At 64.9% G+C, this 17721-nt stretch carries 17 protein-coding genes; 5 read left to right on the forward strand and 12 right to left on the reverse strand.

The annotated features are described in order from the left end of the window. Positions 1–8: 8 nt before the first annotated feature. From SD196_RS12380 to SD196_RS12395, 4 genes are all read right to left on the reverse strand, one after another. Positions 9–2177 carry a TonB-dependent siderophore receptor gene (locus tag SD196_RS12380; protein WP_416311544.1) on the reverse strand — a complete coding sequence of 723 codons (2169 nt, stop codon included), beginning with the start codon at positions 2175–2177 and terminating at the stop codon, positions 9–11. Positions 2178–2289: 112 nt separating this feature from the next. Beyond that, on the reverse strand, positions 2290–3165 hold the full coding sequence (locus tag SD196_RS12385) for a sulfurtransferase (protein WP_416311545.1): 876 nt from the start codon (positions 3163–3165) through the stop codon (positions 2290–2292). Position 3166: 1 nt separating this feature from the next. Next, a complete protein-coding gene (locus tag SD196_RS12390) occupies positions 3167–4312 on the reverse strand; it encodes a phosphotransferase enzyme family protein (RefSeq protein WP_416311546.1) in 1146 nt (381 codons plus the stop codon). Next, positions 4309–5229 carry an ABC transporter substrate-binding protein gene (locus SD196_RS12395; protein ID WP_275607380.1) on the reverse strand — a complete coding sequence of 307 codons (921 nt, stop codon included), beginning with the start codon at positions 5227–5229 and terminating at the stop codon, positions 4309–4311. Before SD196_RS12395 ends, SD196_RS12390 begins: the two co-directional genes overlap by 4 nt. A gap of 314 nt (positions 5230–5543) precedes the next feature. Between SD196_RS12395 and SD196_RS12400 the strand changes: the two genes are divergently transcribed. Continuing rightward, positions 5544–6167, forward strand: a complete 624-nt coding sequence (locus tag SD196_RS12400; protein WP_416311547.1) for a methylthioribulose 1-phosphate dehydratase — start codon at positions 5544–5546, stop codon at positions 6165–6167. 28 nt (positions 6168–6195) lie between these two features. Beyond that, positions 6196–6741, forward strand: coding sequence for a 1,2-dihydroxy-3-keto-5-methylthiopentene dioxygenase (locus tag SD196_RS12405; protein ID WP_416311548.1), 546 nt, complete (start codon positions 6196–6198; stop codon positions 6739–6741). Between the two features lie 244 nt (positions 6742–6985). Here SD196_RS12405 and SD196_RS12410 read toward each other — a convergent pair whose 3' ends face one another. Further along, positions 6986–7153: a hypothetical protein gene (locus SD196_RS12410; RefSeq protein ID WP_275607377.1), complete on the reverse strand. Its 168-nt coding sequence runs from the start codon at positions 7151–7153 to the stop codon at positions 6986–6988. 277 nt (positions 7154–7430) lie between these two features. On the opposite strand from SD196_RS12410, the gene SD196_RS12415 reads away from it, so the two are divergent. Beyond that, the gene (locus tag SD196_RS12415; protein ID WP_207887261.1) at positions 7431–7640 is read left to right on the forward strand and encodes a cold-shock protein; all 210 of its coding nucleotides are present in this window, start codon (positions 7431–7433) and stop codon (positions 7638–7640) included. A 180-nt stretch (positions 7641–7820) separates the two neighbouring features. Continuing rightward, positions 7821–8729, forward strand: a complete 909-nt coding sequence (glsB, locus tag SD196_RS12420; RefSeq protein ID WP_275607376.1) for a glutaminase B — start codon at positions 7821–7823, stop codon at positions 8727–8729. Positions 8730–8850: 121 nt separating this feature from the next. On the opposite strand, the gene SD196_RS12425 is transcribed toward glsB, so the two are convergent. From SD196_RS12425 to SD196_RS12455, 7 genes are all read right to left on the reverse strand, one after another. Then, complete coding sequence (locus SD196_RS12425) at positions 8851–9810, reverse strand: aldo/keto reductase (RefSeq protein ID WP_416311549.1); 960 nt, start codon at positions 9808–9810, stop codon at positions 8851–8853. 22 nt (positions 9811–9832) lie between these two features. Further along, a complete protein-coding gene (locus SD196_RS12430) occupies positions 9833–11449 on the reverse strand; it encodes a gamma-glutamyltransferase family protein (RefSeq protein WP_331314526.1) in 1617 nt (538 codons plus the stop codon). A 17-nt stretch (positions 11450–11466) separates the two neighbouring features. Further along, positions 11467–12552: a polyamine ABC transporter substrate-binding protein gene (locus SD196_RS12435; protein WP_416311550.1), complete on the reverse strand. Its 1086-nt coding sequence runs from the start codon at positions 12550–12552 to the stop codon at positions 11467–11469. A 21-nt stretch (positions 12553–12573) separates the two neighbouring features. Next, complete coding sequence (locus tag SD196_RS12440; protein ID WP_370601450.1) at positions 12574–13353, reverse strand: amino acid ABC transporter ATP-binding protein; 780 nt, start codon at positions 13351–13353, stop codon at positions 12574–12576. 1 nt (position 13354) lies between these two features. Next, complete coding sequence (locus tag SD196_RS12445) at positions 13355–14122, reverse strand: amino acid ABC transporter permease (protein WP_275607372.1); 768 nt, start codon at positions 14120–14122, stop codon at positions 13355–13357. Between the two features lie 11 nt (positions 14123–14133). Continuing rightward, complete coding sequence (locus SD196_RS12450; RefSeq protein WP_331314532.1) at positions 14134–14940, reverse strand: ABC transporter substrate-binding protein; 807 nt, start codon at positions 14938–14940, stop codon at positions 14134–14136. Positions 14941–15046: 106 nt separating this feature from the next. After that, positions 15047–15712 carry a GntR family transcriptional regulator gene (locus tag SD196_RS12455; protein ID WP_331314534.1) on the reverse strand — a complete coding sequence of 222 codons (666 nt, stop codon included), beginning with the start codon at positions 15710–15712 and terminating at the stop codon, positions 15047–15049. A 445-nt stretch (positions 15713–16157) separates the two neighbouring features. Between SD196_RS12455 and SD196_RS12460 the strand changes: the two genes are divergently transcribed. Then, positions 16158–17537, forward strand: a complete 1380-nt coding sequence (locus SD196_RS12460) for a purine-cytosine permease family protein (RefSeq protein WP_416311551.1) — start codon at positions 16158–16160, stop codon at positions 17535–17537. The last annotated feature ends 184 nt before the right edge of the window (positions 17538–17721 follow it).

Consider the following 17721-nt stretch of genomic DNA (forward strand, 5'->3'; position numbering starts at 1 on the left):
CGCTTACCTCAGAAGTTGACGCTCGCCGTCAGACGAGCCGTGCGCGGCGCACCCTGGAACAGGTAGCCGTCGCCGAAATATTCACCGACATCGCGCCAGTAGCGCTTGTCGAACAGGTTGTCGACGCTCAGCCGCAACACGGTAGGGTAGCCCCCGATCTGCGTGCTGAAGCGCGCGCCGGCGTCATACAGGGTGTAGCCGCCAACCTCCACCGCGCCGTCGCGGTCGGCGTACTTGGCGCCGCTGTAGCGCGCCGCGCCGAGCAGCGAGAGCCCCGGCACGCCGGCCAGAGCGTAGTCGGCCTGCAGGCTGGCGCGCAGACGCGGGACATTGATCGCCTGGTGGCCTTCGTAGTCGTCCGTGCCGCTGTTCACCACCCGCGAACGGATCGCCGCGAGGCTGCCGCTCAATTGCAGCGCGGAGGTTACCCGGCCACTGGCCGACAACTCCAGCCCGCTGTTCTTCTGTTGGCCCTGCTGCACGTAGGTAAAGGTGCCGTCGCCGTTGGGCCGGGCGAACTGGTACGCCTGGTGGATCTGGAACAGCGCGGCGCTCCAGTCGAAGCCGGCCAGCTCCTGCTTGATGCCGAACTCCACCTGGCGCGAGGAGGTGGGCGCCAGGGTGTCGCCGGCGTTGCTGGCGAACCAGGGGGCCTCGCCGCCCAGAGAAAGCCCCTTGCTGTAGCTGCCGTAGATCGAGATGTCCTCGCGCGGCTTGAAGATCACCGCGCCGTTGGGCAGGAACTCCGAGCGGCGGGTGTGCCGGGTGGTGTTGCCTTCGCTGTCGAAGGTGCGCTCATCCAGGCGTACCTGGCGCCCGCCAAGGACCACTTGCCACTGGTCATCGAGGATGAGGCGGTCGCTGGCGAACAGGCCGTACTGGCGGCTGTCGAGGTGGCGATAGCTGTGGCCGGGCTCGCCATCGGCAGGCGCCACGGCGCCGATGCCGGTGTAGATGTTGCCGGTGCCGACCCACTCGTTGAGTTCCGGACGGCTGTCCAGCACGCGGCGGAAGGCCGAGGTGCCGACGGTCAGTTCGTGGCGCAGCCAGCCGGTGGCGAACTGGCCGTGCAGCGCGGCCTCCAGTTCGTCGTTGCGGCGCGTGTCGTCCGGGCTGCGGAAGTCGTAGAGGTCGTAGTCGCCTTCGGGGCTGAAGTAGTTGGGCACGGCAGAATCCGCACAACTGGGCACGCCGTAGCAGCCCCAGGGGAAGGCGCTGTAGTCGTCGATCACCACGCGGCTGCGCGAGGCGCTGAGGGTGCTGGTCCAGGCGTCGTCGAAGCGGTATTCGAAGCGCGTGTTGAGGTTCAACGACTCGATGCGCACCGGGTCGGCCCAGCTCTGGTAGCCGATGCGGTCGTGTGGGTCGATGCCATGGGGCAGTTCGGTCCCGCCGAGCAACTGGTAGCCGGGTGCCGAGGGCTGGCGGCGGTTCTGGTATTCGGCGTCGAACTGCCAGAGGGCGTTGGGCGAGAGGTTCCAGTCCAGCGCCAGCGAGGCGAAGTCGCGATTGCCGTCGGTGTGGTCGATGTAGGAGCGCAGGTCCTCGTGGGCGAGGTTCACCCGTACGCCGACGCTCTGCTCACTGTCGAGCCAGGCGCCGACGTCGGTGGCGACGTAGCGGCCGCCTTCGTCGTCCGTGCCCAGGGTTACCGAGCGCACGTCCTGGGGGCGCTTGGTGACGTAGTTGATCAGGCCGCCCGGTTCGGACACGCCGCTCTGCAGGCCGGAAAGCCCCTTGAGCACCTCGACCTGCTCCTTGTTCTCCAGCGCCACGTTCTGCTCGCCGGTGATGGTGCGGCCATTGATCTTGTAGCTGCTCGCGGCGTTGAGCGAATAGCCGCGAATCTCGAAGTTCTCGTAATAGCCCACCGGCGCGTAGGCCTCGCCGGTGGAGGCGTCGTTCTTCAGCACGTCGCTGAGCAGGCGCGCCTGCTGGTCCTTGAGCAGGGCCTGATTGAACACCGAGATGGACGCGGGCGTGTCCAGCAGCGGCGCCTCGCCGAAGCCACCGACCGAGGCGCGGTTACTGGCGTAACTGTCGGTGTCGTGGCCGGTTACCGTGACGGTGTCCAGGGTGGTGTCCTCGGCATGGCCGGGACTGCTGGCCAGCAGCACGGCCAGGGTCAGCAGGCTGAGGGGAAATCGCGTGCGCGCGGGGCGCGGCAGGTACTGCATGGAACGCTCCTGAAAATCGCCAGGGCGTGCGCCGGGAATGCACGGGGCCGAGCCCCTCCCGCGCGAAACGGATGGCCTTGGGTGTTGGTCGTGATCGCCCGCTGACGGGGTCTCAGGCCGGAGCTGCTCCGGTGGTCAATGGCAGGGAAGGCTCTGCGGCCCACTCCTGCAGCGAGCCGTCGTAGATCGCGACTCGGGTTTCCCCCGTCAGGGTCAAAGCCAGGGCGAGGGCGGCGGCGGAGATACCGCCGCCGCAGTACAGCAGCAGTGGCGGCTCGGCCCCACGCAGCCCGGCGAGGGCTTCGTGCAGTGCCGCGCCACGCCGGTAGCAGCCGTCGTCGTCGAACAGGCTGCGTGCGGGCAGGTTGCGGCTGCCGGGGATGTGCCCACGGCGGGCATAGCGGGTGACGGCGCTGCCGTCGAACAGGGCGGCGGACAGCGCGCAGACCAGCGTGCCGCCAGCTTCGCCCGCCACGACGTGTTCAACGTCGCGGCGGTCGATCCAGAAGCCATTCCGGTACTGCGCCGGCGCCGACAGTTTCCCGCGTCGGGCAGCGGGCGATTCGCCTGCTTCCAGCGAAAAACCGGCTGCGATCCAGGCGCGCAGGCCGCCATCCAGCACCGCCGCGTCGATGCCCAGGCTGCGCAGCATCCACCACAGGCGCGCGGCCCAGAAACCGTCGCTGCGGTCGTAGATCACAATCAGCGAGTCGTCATGGATACCCAGTCCCTGCAAGGCATCCAGCGCTGATTGCGCCTCCGGCAAGGCGAAGCTGAAGGGCGCATCGGCAGCGGCCAGATCGTCCAGCAGATCGGCATGGCGCGCACCGCGAATGTGCCCGGCGAGCCAGCCGGCGTATCCGCTTTCAACGCGGTAGTCGCCATCGAACTGCGGTGCGGCGAGTTCGACGCTGGCATCCAGCAGGCACAGGCGCGGGTCGTCCAGCGCGGCAGCCAGCCAGTGCGCGGTGACCAGGGGTTCGCTCATCTCAGTTCACCTTCGCCGCAAGGTGGCGAACGTGATTCAGCAGGCGCTGGCCTTCGCTGTCGAGGAACCAGCGGGTGTGGCCGATCAGGTAGTTGTCGTACGCCAGCGAAGCGCTCTCGGCCGAGCCGAGGATGCCGTGGAAGTAGATGACTTCCGACAGCGCGAAATCCGCGTGCACCAGCGGCAATAGCGCGGCCAGCGCGAGCAGGTCGTCGCGGCTCAGCGGGCGCACGCTGGCGTAGCCCTGCAGCAGGGAGTCCAGTGCATCGAGGTCGGCGATGGCGGCGCGGCCCTGGTCCAGCTCCAGCCAGGGCACCAGGTTGCGTTCGATGGCGGTGGCCAGGTCGAACAGCGCGAAGCTGCGGTCGCTCAGGCCGAAGTCCAGCACCGAGACCACCTGCGCCTGCGGGCCGTCCTCGCTCCACAGCAGGTTCGAGGCGTGCCAGTCGTTGTGGGTCCACAGCGCTGGCTGGCGCTGCAGGTAGGGCAGCAGTTCGCGTTGCAGCGGCAGGTGCAGCTCGCTGAGGGTTTCCTTCCATGGGCGCGCCTGCAGGTAGTCGGCGAGGGCGGGCGCCTGGGGGAAGGTCGCCTCGATGGCGGCCAGCGGGTCCGCCGCGCCGAACAGGTTCAGGTTGCTCAGCAGCACACCTGCGCTGCGCGAGGGGGCATCGAAGCCTTCGGCGGCGCGGTGCAGTGTTGCCAGCGCGGCGCCGGCGGCGAAGGAATGGGCGTTGTGCTGGAACGGCGTCCAGGACAGCGCGTCGCGGTACGGGTCCAGGCCCTCGGCCTTGCGGTGCACTTCGTAGGTCCAGCCGTCGCGCTCGATGGCGCTGCGGCCCTGGCCATCGCGCAGCACCTGGGCGACCGGTGCGCCACGGCGCGCCAGGTGGTCCAAAAAGGCATGCTCCTCCGCCAGCCATTCAGCCGTGCGCACGCTCGGGTGGTGGCGTTTGACGAACAGCGGGCCGCTGCCGGTCTCCACCAGCACGGCGGCCGAGAAGGGCCGGGGGCTGTGCCAGGTCAGGCGGGCCTCGTCGCCGGCGGCCGGAAAGTCAGCGAGCAGCGCGCGGACTTCCGCTTCGGTCAGCGCCGGCCAATCGGGCTCCACCGGGTCCAGGCCCATGCCGTGGCTCAGGCGTTTCGTCATGCTGGGTTCTCCACTTGCCAGGCGTTGCTGGTGGCGCCGCGCCAGATTTCCGGGTCGCGCAGCACGCCGTATTCATGCAGCCACTGGGCGTAGGGCTGCAGTAGTTCCTCGCGCTGTTCGCCCCAGCGGCCCTGGTGCAACCAGCTGGGCGCGATGCGCCGCAGGGATTCTGCCAGCATCTCGTGGGGAAAGTAGGGAATGGTGCGTTCGTAGACCGGCAGCGCGGCTTCGGGATCCGCCGCTGCCGCCAGGAAACCGCGTGCCGTGGCGGCGAGGAAGCGCCGCGCGATGTCCGCATTGGCGTCCAGCCAGTCCTCGCGAGCACCCAGCAGGTAGCTGTGATAGGGCGGCGCGCCGATCTCGTCCACCGGCAGCACCACGCGGCGTTCGTTGGCGATGGAACTGGGCAGCAAGGCTTCCCAGGCCCAGTAACCGCCGAAGCTGGCGTCGGCGAGGCCGGCGGCCAGGTCCTCGGGGCGCAGCTCGCGGAAGCCGGCATCCACCAGCTCCACTGCATCGGGATCGCCGCCGTCCTGGCTTACCAGATGGCGCACCATGGCCAGGCCGCGCGGTGTAGGGTTGAGCGCCAGGCGCTTGCCCTGCAGGTCGCGTGGCCGTTGGATGCCGCTGTCGGTGAGGGTCTGGATCGACTCCAGGCCACGGTGGTTGATCGCCGCCACGCCAATCAGCGGCTGGCCCAGCTCGCGGCGCACCAGCAGTCGGTTGCTGGGGAACACGCCGAACGCGGCGGCGCCACGCGCCAGGTGGTCGAGGGTGTCGCCGTGGTAGGGGTCGTGCACCACCAGTTCTACGTCCAGCCCCGCCTCGCGGTACCAGCCGCGTTCACGGGCGAGGTAGAAACCGGCCGAATTGGGCCAGGGGTGGAAGTATTCGAGCATGACCCGCAAGGCAAACATGGAACCTTTCTCCGATACGGCCAGCGGCCGGCAACTGCGATGGGGCGTATTGAAGGGGAGAGTATTTGGTATATACCAATATGATTTTTACTGGTTTTTATAATTGAAAGGAATAAAAAGGTCGCCGGACGCTCGTGCTGATCAACACGCTTCGCAATGCAGCCACTGCCATGCTGAACGGCAAGGATCGCTCTGGCTCAGGCCTTCTGGCCTCCCGCCGGGTTATTACCTCATGCGATTAAGGTATTTAGGGTTGTGCAGGGTCGTCGATAGAGTGGCGGCCTATTCCACTCCAGCAGCCTCTGCGACCTTTCATGACCGATACCCGCGACGCACTCACCCAGCAGATCATCGAAGCCGGGCGCTTCCTCTACGGCCGCGGCTGGTCGCCGGCCACCAGCAGCAATTATTCGGCGCGCCTGGCGGCCGACCGTGCGCTGCTCACCGTGTCCGGCAAGCACAAGGGCCAGTTGGGTGTCGATGACCTGCTGGAGACCGATCTCGCCGGCAACAGCCTGGAGCCGGGGAAGAAGCCCTCGGCGGAAACCCTGCTGCATACCCAGCTCTATGCCTGGCGCACGGAGATCGGCGCGGTGCTGCACACCCATTCGGTGAATGCCACCGTGCTTTCGCGTCTCACGCCCGGCGATCGCCTGGAGCTGGAAGACTACGAACTGCAGAAGGCCTTCGCCGGCGTCACCACCCACGAAGGCCGCGTCACCGTGCCGATCTTCGACAACGACCAGGACATCGCCCGCCTGGCCGCCAAGGTGCAGCCCTGGCTCGACGCCCATCCCGACTGCCCCGGTTATCTGATTCGTGGCCATGGCCTGTACACATGGGGGCCGCGCATGAGCGACGCGCTGCGCCAGATCGAAGCCTTCGAGTTCCTCTTCGAGTGCGAGCTGAAGGTGCTGAGCCTGCGTGGCGCCCGCTGAACAACCTTGAGAATCGAGTAGCCCGACCATGAGCAGCCTGACCGTCTACCACGAATCGAGCCCCGAGCAGCCGCTGAAGCTGCTGACTCATGCCGAGGACATCGCCTCGACCCTGAACGCCGTCGGCGTGCGCTTCCAGCGCTGGCAGGCCAACGCACCCATCGCCCCCGGCGCCAGCCAGGAGGAGGTGCTCGCCGCCTACCAGCACGAGATCCGCCGCCTGCAGGAGGAGGAGGGCTACGTCACCGTGGACGTGGTCAGCCTGAATGCCGATCACCCGCAGAAGGACGAGCTTCGCGCCAAGTTCCTCGACGAACATCGCCACGGCGAGGATGAGGTGCGCTTCTTCGTGGCCGGTCGCGGGCTGTTCACCCTGCACATCGAGGATCACGTCTATGCCGTGCTGTGCGAGAAGAACGACCTGATCTCGGTGCCGGCCGGCACCCGCCACTGGTTCGACATGGGTGAGCGCCCGCACTTCGTGGCGATCCGCCTGTTCAACAACGCCGAGGGCTGGGTCGCCACGTTCACCGGCGATGACATCGCCAAGCGTTTTCCGTTGCTCGGTCTCTGAAACAGGAGAGGTTGCGGACGCCATTGGCTGCTCCAATGCGGGTACTGGCGATGGGGGATCCCGTTCCGTCCGACATCGAGCGGTAAGGATCAACCATGCCGCCGACAATCCTTTCTTCTCGGTCTTATACGTCCGCTCCTGGCCGGAATCTGCCTTTGCTCGGCGTGGCCCATGGCGAACTTCAGGAGAGCCACATAACAAGAAGGCCGCATCGATAGGTGCGGCCTTTTCCATTTCTGGAGGATCAAGCCTCCGGCTTTTTCTTGCCTATGGTCCACTCGGCCCGCTTGAACGGCTCCTTGCGGCCGTACCTGCCGGCGGGAATTTCCTGAATCTCTCCGCCTTTAGAAAGAAATGCTGAAATTTTCTTATCCAGCTCCGAACGCTCGGTTTTAATTTCTGAATTGGACATCAGTTCACCTGAGGTGATGAGCCACCACGTTGGTGGCTAGCGACCCACTATACGCACATATTGTGCTCACTCCCGACCGTCCGACCGATATCGGCAAATTCCTGAGATTTCCCTATCTATTCCATGCAAAGTCTGTATGGTGATCTCCCTGCCTGCTCGGTTTAGCGGCACCGATCGATGTTTTGTCTTCGTGATTCTCCATCTTTGCGGCCCCTCTTCACTTCGCATCCAGTCGTGCCTTGCATGTTGCATGGCATGAACTTTTTGGAGATTCATCATGACTACTCGTCAAACAGGTACCGTAAAGTGGTTCAACCCTGAAAAAGGTTTTGGTTTCATCACCCCTGAAAGTGGTGCGGACGTCTTTGTTCATTTCCGAGCGATCGAGAGTACCGGTTATAAAACGCTGGACGAAGGTCAGCGCGTCAGCTTTTACGTGACTAACGGCGCGAAAGGCCCTCAGGCCGATCAGGTGCAAGCTTTGTAACGGCCAAGCCCATGTCGAAAGCCCCGCTAATGCGGGGCTTTTTCGTTTCCAGGTCGGTTGGATTTCATCCAGCAAATACACCGCCGCCATTTTGATGTCGAATGTGTGATCTCTCCTGCTCGGTCTGCGTCAAGGATGCTGCCCCGTGCCGTCGTCTGGGGTCTTATAACAGGGCCTTCCATGCAAACGCTGTTGAACGAGATTCTCGAAGAAGTACGTCCCTTGATCGGCAAGGGCAAAGTGGCTGACTACATCCCCGCGCTGGCTGATGTCCCGGCGCATCAGCTGGGCATCGCCGTTTATGGCAACGATGGCAGCTATTACTGCGCAGGCGACGCGTTGGTGCCGTTTTCGGTGCAAAGCATTTCCAAGGTGTTCAGCCTGGTTCAGGCGATTGGCCACTCCGGTGAGGCCATCTGGGAGCGGCTGGGTCATGAGCCGTCAGGCCAGCCGTTCAACTCGCTGGTGCAGTTGGAGTTCGAGCGCGGGCGCCCGCGTAATCCCTTTATCAACGCGGGGGCGTTGGTGATCTGCGACATCAACCAATCGCGTTTCGCAGCCCCCATTCTGTCGATGCGCGATTTCGTGCGGCGCCTATCGGGCAATCCCCACATATCGATCGATACCCGTGTAGCCGATTCGGAGTATCAGTTCCGCGCGCGCAACGCTGCCATGGCCTACCTGATGCAGTCCTTCGGCAACTTCCATAACGAGGTCGAGACCGTACTGCGCAGTTATTTCAGCTACTGCGCGCTGCAGATGAATTGCCTCGATCTGGCCCGAGCCTTCTGTTTCCTGGCCAACGATGGTTTCTGCAAGCACAGTGGCGAGCAAATCCTGACCCGGCGCCAGACCCAGCAGGTGAATTCGATCATGGCCACCAGCGGGCTGTATGACGAAGCAGGGAATTTCGCCTACCGCGTGGGACTGCCAGGCAAGAGTGGCGTGGGCGGCGGGATCGTGGCGATCGTGCCGGGTCAATTTAGCGTATGCGTGTGGTCGCCGGAGTTGAATGCCGCGGGTAACTCCTACGCCGGGATGGCGGCGCTCGAGCTGCTTAGTTCGCGGATTGGGTGGTCGGTGTTCTGATCAGCGGACTGGCCCATGGCGCGCGCCAGAACAGAAGAGGCCACCGCGTTGGGATTTACGGGCGCAGCCTTCGTACTCTGGCAGGTATCTGCGTGCCCCTCCAAGTGGGCTTGCAAGCAGCCTACGCCCCCGACCGGCTGGCGTGTTCGAGCAACGCCAGGCTTTCGCCATCAAGCTTCAGGCGACTGGCGCGAACCAGGGCGGCCAGCTGGGTTTCGCTGGTGGCGCTGGCGATCGGCGCGCTGACCCCCGGTTTTTGCCGCAACCAGGCCAGGGCGACCTCCGCAGGGCTGGCGCCATGCTCATTGGCGACCCGGTCCAGCGCCGTGAGGATATGCATGCCGCGTTCATCGAAGTATTTCTCCAGGTCTTCGCGGCGGGCGCTGTCGCCGAGGTCGGCGAGGCGGCGGTACTTCCCCGAGAGGAAACCGGAGGCGAGGCTGAAGTAGGTGACCACCGCGCAGCCCTGGTCGATGGCCATCGGCCGGATGTCGGACTCGAACCCGGCGCGGTCGTAGAGGTTGTATTCCACCTGCAGCGCCGAGTAGTGCGGCAGATTCAGCTCGTCGGCGGTTGCCCTGGCCGCCTGCAGTTGCGCCGGGCTGAAGTTGGAGGCGCCGATGGCGCGCACCTTGCCGGCGGCGATCAGCTCCTCGTAGGCGCGCAGGGTTTCCTCGTGCGGCGTTTCCGGGTCCGGGTAGTGCGAGAAGTAGAGGTCGATGTAGTCGGTCTGCAGGCGCCGCAGAGAATCCTCTGCGGCCTGCAGTATCCAGCGTCGCGACAGGCCCTTGCGGGTCGGCGAGAGTTCGGCGCCGACCTTGCTGAACAGCGTGATGCGGTCGCGCTGGCCGGGGTGGCGTGCGAGCCACTTGCCGATGATGCACTCCGACTCGCCGCCGCTGTGGCCCGGCACCCATGCCGAATACATGTCCGCGGTGTCGATGCTGTTCAGGCCGGCGTCGATGAAGGCGTCGAGCAGGCGCAGCGAGCGGGTCTCGTCGATCGTCCAGCCGAACACGTTGCCGCCCAGGACGAGCGGGGAAATGGCCAGTTCGCTGGCCGGCATGGCTTTGAGGGTCATGTTGGCTCCTGGCCAATGGCTGTCAGCAGACCGCGATATGCGAGTCGGCCCTGGGTTCCGTACCGCCGCAGAGCACGCCGGTCTCCGGGTCGCGGACGATGATCTGGCCGCGTCCATAGTCGGTCAGGTCGCAGGTCACCTCTACCTGGTGGCCGCGGCGGGCGAGGGCGAAGGCCAGGTCGCGCGAGGCTGTCTGCTCGATGCCCACCTTCATCCCGCCCAGCCACTGCCAGCGCGGGGCATCCAGTGCGGCTTGCGGGTTGAGGCCGAAGTCCACCAGGTTCATCACCATCTGCACGTGGCCCTGGGGCTGCATGTAGCCGCCCATCACGCCGAACGGGCCGACGGCCACGCCGTCCTTGCTGAGGAAGCCGGGGATGATGGTGTGGAAGGTCTTCTTGCCCGGCGCCAGGGCGTTGGAATGCGCCGGGTCGAGGCTGAATTCCGAGCCACGGTTCTGCAGGCCGATACCGCTGTCGGGCAGCACCACGCCGGAGCCGAAGCCGTGGTAGGCGCTCTGGATGAAGGAGACCATGTTGCCTTCGCCGTCGGCGGCGGCGATGTACACGGTGCCACTGGCGTGTGGGTCGCCGTGCCTGGGCTCGGCGGCCTGTTCGCCGATCTCGGCGCGGCGGCGCGCGGCGTAGTCGTCGGAGAGCAGCGCCGCGGTGCTGACGCGCATGTGCTCGGCGTCGGTGATGTAGTGCAGGCCGTCGGCGTAGGCCTTCTTCATCGCTTCCAGCTGGCGGTGCCAGGTGAGCTGGCTGTCGCGCTGGTCGAAGTCGTAGCCCTGGAGGATGTTCAGGGTCATCAGGGCGATGAGCCCCTGGCCGGCGGGTGGGATTTCCCAGACGTCGTAGCCACGGTAATTGGTCTTGATCGGCTCTACCCACTTGGGCTTGTAGCCGGCCAGGTCCGCCGCGCTCAGCTCGCCACCGGTGGCGGCGGAGTGCTCGGCCAGGCGCGCGGCGAGGGCGCCCCGGTAGAAGCTTTCGCACTTCGTCTCGGCCAGTTCGGCGAGGGTTTTCGCCTGGGCCGGGTTGCGGAACAGTTGGCCGGCGCGCGGCGCTTCGCCGTTGACGGTAAAGGTGTCGAACCAGGCTTCCAGCGCCGGCACGGCAGCGCGGCTTTCCTGGTATTCGCGGCGGGCGATTTCCCACTGGTGGGCGACCACCGGGGATACCGGGAAACCGTCGCGGGCGAGGGCGATGGCCGGTTGCAGCAGATCGGCGAAGGGCAGCTTGCCGAAGCGCGCGGACAGCTCGGCCCAGGCCGAGGGGATGCCTGGCACCGTGACCGGCAGCCAGCCGTGTACCGGCATCTTCTCAAAGCCGGCGGCTTTCACCTTGTCGATGGAAATGGAGGCGGGCGCATGGCCGCTGGCGTCGAGGCCGTGCAACTGGTCCTTGAACCAGACCAGGGCGAAGGCGTCGCCGCCGATGGCGCAACCGGTGGGTTCGACCACGGTCAACGCGGCGGCGGTGGCGATGGCGGCGTCGATGGCGTTACCGCCGGCGCGCAACATGGCGATGCCGGCCTCGGCCGCCAGCGGCTGTGAGGTGGCGACCATGCCGTTGCGGGCAAAAACGCTCTGGCGCTGGGAGGCGTAGGGGTATTCGTGGGCAGAGAAGCTCAGCATGGAAAACTCTCTTTGGTTCAGCGGTCAGTCTTGATTCGGGTCCATTCGCGGGTGATCACGCGCTGGATTTTCGGCGGCAGGTCGGCGGAGACGTAGAGCTTCTCGATCACTGCGTCGCTGGGATAGATGCCGGGGTTGTCGCGCACCTTCGGGTTGAGCAGCGGGGTGGCGTCCGGGTTTGGGTTGGCGTAACCGACGTAGTCGCTCACCGGGGCGATCACTTCCGGGCGCAGCAGGTAGTTCACCAGCTCGTGCGCGCCTTTGGAGTTCTTCGCGTCACGCGGGATGGCGAGCATGTCGAACCACAGGTTGGCGCCTTCCTTGGGGATCACGTAGCGCACGTCGATCTTCTTGCCAGCCTCCTGGGCGCGGGTCTGCGCCTGCATCACGTCGCCCGAGTAGCCGACCGCCACGCAGATGTCGCCGTTGGCCAGATCGGTGGTGTACTTCGAAGAGTTGAAGTAGGTGATCGACGGACGCAGCTTCTGCAGCAGCGCCGAGGCCCTGGTGTAGTCCTCGGGGTTGCTGCTGTTCGGGTCCAGGCCCAGGTAGTGCATCGCCTGCGGAATGATCTTCACCGGCGCGTCGAGAAAGGCCACGCCGCAGCCGTGCAGCTTGGCGAGGTTTTCCGGCTTGAAGATCAGGTCCCAGGAATCCAGCGGGGCGCTGTCGCCCAGGGCGGCCTTGACCTTGTCGAGGTTGTAGCCGATGCCCACGGTGCCCCACATGTAGGGCACGGCGTACTGGTTGCCCGGGTCGGCGGCTTCCAGGCGCTTCATCAGGCGCGGGTCGAGGTGCTTCCAGTTGGGCAGCTGGGCGCGGTCGAGTTTTTGATAGACACCAGCATTGATCTGTTTGGTGAGGAACTGGCTGGACGGCACCACCAGGTCGTAGCCCGAGTGGCCGGAGAGCAGTTTGGCCTCGAGCATCTCGTTGGTGTCGAAGACGTCGTACTGGACCTTGATGCCGCTGTCCTTCTCGAAGTTCTTCAGGGTGTCCGGGCCCATGTAGTCTGACCAGTTGTAGAAACGCACCAGCTTGTCGTCGGCGTGCGCGGCGGTGGCGCAGGCGAGCAGGGTGAACAGCAGAACTCCATTACGCATGAGCTTTCCTTTCATCATTCGTTAGAGAACACGGCTGAGGAATTCCCGCGTACGCGGGTGGTGCGGATTGCCGAAGACCTGCGCGGGCGGGCCTTCCTCGATGAGTTCGCCCTGATGCAGCACCACCACGCGGTCGGCCACTTCGCGGGCGAAGCCCATCTCGTGGGTGACCACCACCATGGTCATGCCTTCGTCGGCCAGCTCCTTCATCACCTGCAGCACTTCGCCCACGGTTTCCGGGTCAAGGGCGCTGGTGGGTTCGTCGAAGAGCATGGCCTGCGGCTTCATCGCCAGGGCGCGGGCGATGGCCACGCGCTGCTGCTGGCCGCCGGAAAGCTGGCCGGGGTAGTGCTCGGCCTTGTCCGACAGGCGCACGCGGGCGAGCAGCCGGCGCGCCTGCTCCAGCGCTTCGCTCTTGGACACGCCGAGCACCTGGGTCGGCGCTTCGATGATGTTCTCCAGCACGGTCATGTGCGGGAACAGGTTGAAGCGCTGGAACACCATGCCGATGTCGCGGCGGCGGCGGGCGATGTTGCTTTCCGAGTCGCGCACCAGCTTGCCGTCCGGGCGCTCGCGGTAGCCCATCAGCTCGCCGTTGACGCGGATGCTGCCGCCCTGGATGTCTTCCAGGTGGTTCATGCAGCGGATGAAGGTGGTCTTGCCCGAGCCCGAGGCGCCGATCAGCACCACCACTTCGCCACGGCGCACTTCCAGGGAGACGCCCTTGAGGATTTCCAGCTCGCCGAAGGCCTTGTGCACGTCGCGGGCCTGGATCACCACGTCTTTCATGTCCGGGATCATCTCAACGCCCCCTCAGCAGTTTCATCGCCTGGCGGCCGAACATGCGGTTCGGTGCGGCGGCCTGGCCGTCGGATTTGCCGAAGCGCGCTTCCAGCCAGCGCTGGAAGAAGCCCCACAGCGTGGTCAGGGCGAGGAAGTAGATGGCCACGACCAGGTACAGCTCGAACACGCGGAAGGTCGCCGAGGTGACCATCTGGGTGCTCAGCAGCAGTTCCTGCACGCCGATCACGCTGACCAGCGTGGTGTTCTTCAGCATCACGTTGAACTCGTTGCCCAGCGGCGGAACGATCACCCGGAAGGCCTGGGGCAGCACAATGCGCCGCATCAGCTTGGGGAAGGTCATGCCGAGGGACTTGCCGGCTTCGTACTGGCCCTTGTCCACTGCGCCGATGCCGGCGCGGATGATCTCGGCCATGTAGGCGCCTTCGTTGAGGCCCAGGGCGATGATCGCCGCCTGGATGTTGCCCGGCAGGATGAACAGCCCCAGGTCCAGGTCCTCGAAGCGGAAGATGCCGCCGGCGGCCAGCGCGGTGTAGAGGAAGACGATCTGCACCAGCAGCGGCGTGCCGCGCATCAGCCACACGTAGAAGCGCACCGGGTATTGCAGCAGCGGGTTGGAGGACAGCCGCATCAGCGCCGCCAGCAACCCGAGCACGCAGCCCAGGAGCATGGCGCTGACGGCGATCACGCAGGTCAGCCACAGGCCGTAGAGGTAGATGTCGCTCGGCCGCAGCAGGTACTGCCAGAACACGTCCCAACTGAAGTTCATGTCTCGTTACCTCAGTCCAGTTTGTCGCCTTCGATGTGCCACTTGGCCAGGAGCGCCGCGTAGCTGCCGTCGGCCTGCATGTCCTTGATGACCTGGGTGACGGCTTCGCTGAGCTGTTTGTCTTCCTTGCGGATGCCCAGCCCGGTGAGGATGCGCGCGAAGGCCGGCACGCCGATCTCGAACAGGTCCGGCGCCATGCTCTGGTAGTAGCCGGCGGTTTCCACGGTGGTGCCGTAGGCGTCGGTCTGGCGGATGCGCAGGGACTGGAAGGCGTCGGTGTCGGTGTTGTAGACCACCACCTTCATCGGCGGCTTGCCGGCCTTGGTCAGTTTCTCGTTGTGGGCGTCGAGCAGGGTGCGGATGGTGGAGCCGTTGAGCACCGCGACTTTCTTGCCGGAGAGGTCGTCCAGGCTGCGAATGCCCTCGGGGTTGCCCTTGGCGACCACCACCGCCTGGCTGGAGTACATGTAGTTGACCATGTCGATCACTTCGCGCCGTTCGGGCTTGTCGAACAGTTGGTCCACCAGCATGTCGCACTGCTTGGCCAGCAGCGCCGGGATCAGCCCGGAGAAGGGCGTGATGCGCCATTCGATCTTCTTGTCGCCCAGTCGCTTGGCGATGGCCTCGCCCAGGTCGATGGTGACGCCGGTGAGCTTCTGGTTGGCGTCATAGAAGCCCATGGGCGGGGAGTCCATGCCGCCGCAGAATGTCACCTTGTCGACGTTCTGCAAGCGATCGGGAATCTTCACATCGGCATGCGCCAGTGGGGCGGCCAGGCAAAGGGCGAGAAGGCACTGCGGGATCCTGCGTTCGAACATGTTGCTCTCCGGGGTGGGTTGCCAGGGGCAGTTCAGGGACACAGAAGTACGGGTCTAGGCGCCCGTTGCTTCGAAGGACTTGCTCGGTTTTCAGAAGGCTTGCGCCTCAGGAGGTCCGCGCCTCCAGGAATTTCGCCAGGGAGGGAATGGTTCCCTCGATGTGATCGCGGATCACCCGCTCGGCCTCGCGGGCATCGCCCGAGCGCAGGGCTTCGAGGATCACGGCGTGCTCCTCGCGGGCGCTCATGGGCTTGTCGACGTGCTGCAGCCACAGGCGCATGTGCGGTTCGATCACCGAGTACAGCGCGGTGATCTGGCGCATCAGCCGCGGGCGTCCGGCGAGGCTGCACAGGTATTCGTGGAAGGCGCGGTGACGGCTGACCCACTGGGCGCTGTCGTCGCGGTAGTCGTCCATCTCGTCGAGCATGCGCTCCAGGCGCGAGAGGTCACGGTCGGTCAACTGCGGCGCGGCGATGCGGATAGCCAGGCCTTCCAGGGCGCTGCGCATCTCGAAGACTTCGCGCATCTCCTCGATGTTCAAGCCGCTGACGATGGCGCCGCGGTTGGGCCGCAGGGTCACCAGGCCCTCGGCATCCAGGCGCTTGAAGGCACCTCGCACCGGCATGCGGCTCATGCCGATGTCGTTGGCGATGTCTTCGGCAACGAGGCGGTCGCCCGTCTTGAACCGGCCGGTGCAGATGGCCTCGAGGAGGTAATCGTAGGCCTCGTCTTCGGCACTCATGGGTTGGCGCGGCGTGGGTACCAGGCGCATGGGATCGCTCCTTTGGATTTTTGGATCCAATTATCCATGGATTCAAAAAGCACGAGCCGTGCCAGGTGCGAGAAACACACTCAAGTAATTGATTTGAATGAGATAGGCAGGGAAGGGCGGTGATGCGGGGTCGGTGCGGCCTGGGGCGGAACGTAACCGCGCTGCCTTGTTCCGGTGCGCGGCGAGCGCCTTCGTAACACCGGCCGATTCCCAGTCTGAGCTCACCCGACCCCATCGGCCGATACCTGCTGTGCATGAGCGACCGTTTGGGGGAAGTAGCGGGTTCTGGCCAGGGACAGCCTCCGACCCGAAGCTGGTGGAGGCTATTCAAGGGAAGACGAACCGCTGTTCGCATGGGTCGTTAGTAGCTACGAGGTGTTCGTAGTCGGGCCGAAGAGCTCTCGATCGTCACCTGATAATCGTTGGGATAAATCAGGAGGCGGTCGTGAAGCTTGAAAAGCGAAGTATTGAGTTTGTCCCTCACTCTGAGCGCTATGGCACGCCCAGGCGGTTGTTCACTATCTGGTTCAGCTCGAATTTCCAAGTGACTGCTCTGGTCGTCGGCACCCTGGGTATCGCTTCAGGGTTGAGCTTCGCCTGGACATTGCTCGGCCTGCTGATCGGCAATCTCGTCGGCACCATCTTCATGGCCGCACACTCCGCCCAGGGCCCACATTTGGGCGTCCCGCAGATGATTCAGAGCCGCGCGCAATTCGGTGTCTACGGCGCTGCGATTCCCTTGCTGGTGATGGTCACGGCGGCGGTGCTGTTCCTGGCCGCCAGTGGCGTCCTGATGCGCGATGCCTTGAAGGCACTGGTCCCCATCAGCGATGACCAGGCCATCGTGGTGGTGGGCATCCTGACCTTCATCATCGGTTTCGTAGGCTATGAGCTGATCCACCGCCTAGGGGCGTGGATGAGCCTGATGTCGACTCTGGTATTCGCCAGCGCGCTGGCATTGATCCTGTTGCACCCCAGCGATGCGATATCGACAACGGCAACGGGCGCGGGATTTTCGCTGACGGCCTTCAACCTGGTTGTCGCCCAGGCGGCATCCTGGACGCTGGGTTACGGCCCCTACGTCGCGGATTACTCGCGTTACCTTCCGGCCAATGTCAGCACTCGCGCCACATTCTGGACAACCTACTGCGGCTGCGCGCTGGGCTCTTTCGCCATGATGGCCCTCGGCGCTCTAGTGGCCGTTGCGATCCCGGCGGCGCTTGGGCATGACCCTGCAACCGCAATTGCCACGCTGTTCGGCCCCTGGGCGCCATTGGCGTTGGGCGTGATTGCCCTCGGGGTGATCCAGTACAACGTGCTCTGCCTGTACAGCGCCTACATGTCTTCGGTGACGATCTTCGGAGCCTTTGGCGGGCTGCGATACGTCACCGCTTCTGCAAAGGCGCTGGTGATGGCCGTGCTGACCATAGCCGCAACCCTGATCGCCATCGCCACCCAGTATCGCTTTGACACCTTCTTTGCGGACATTCTGATTGGACAGCTCTATCTGCTGATCCCCTGGAGTGCGATCAACCTGGCTGACTACTACTGGGTGTGTCGCGGTCAGTATGAGGTGGGCGAGCTGTACCATCCCAAAGGTCGGTATGGGCGCTTCAATCGGCGAACGCTAATGGTGTATGCCGTCTCGATCATCGGCACGGTCCCATTCATGAAGCTTTCGTTCTTCACCGGCTTCGTAGCGGACTGGCTGGGGGCGGACATCAGTTGGGCGGTGGGCCTGGTACTCGCAGGGGCGCTCTACTGCATGGTGAACAGCCAGCCTTCGATCAAGCCGCATCAATTCCAATCTCCTGTTCCGGACTGATTCCAAAGTGGCGTGGGTGATACGGAGATGATGAAGTCGATGGCAGCTTGCCCATGGTCTGTTTCTGCCAGGTTCGTTCGGACCATGGCAGGCCGTGGATCGTCCATGGGGCTCCAGACGTCTGGATGGGGCAGCCATTGATTCGCTGTTGCGCCGGCCTGGCGGGAGCCGGCGCAACAATAGA

It is taken from the genome of Pseudomonas macauensis, from assembly GCF_047902425.1.
Taxonomy (GTDB): Bacteria; Pseudomonadota; Gammaproteobacteria; order Pseudomonadales; family Pseudomonadaceae; genus Pseudomonas.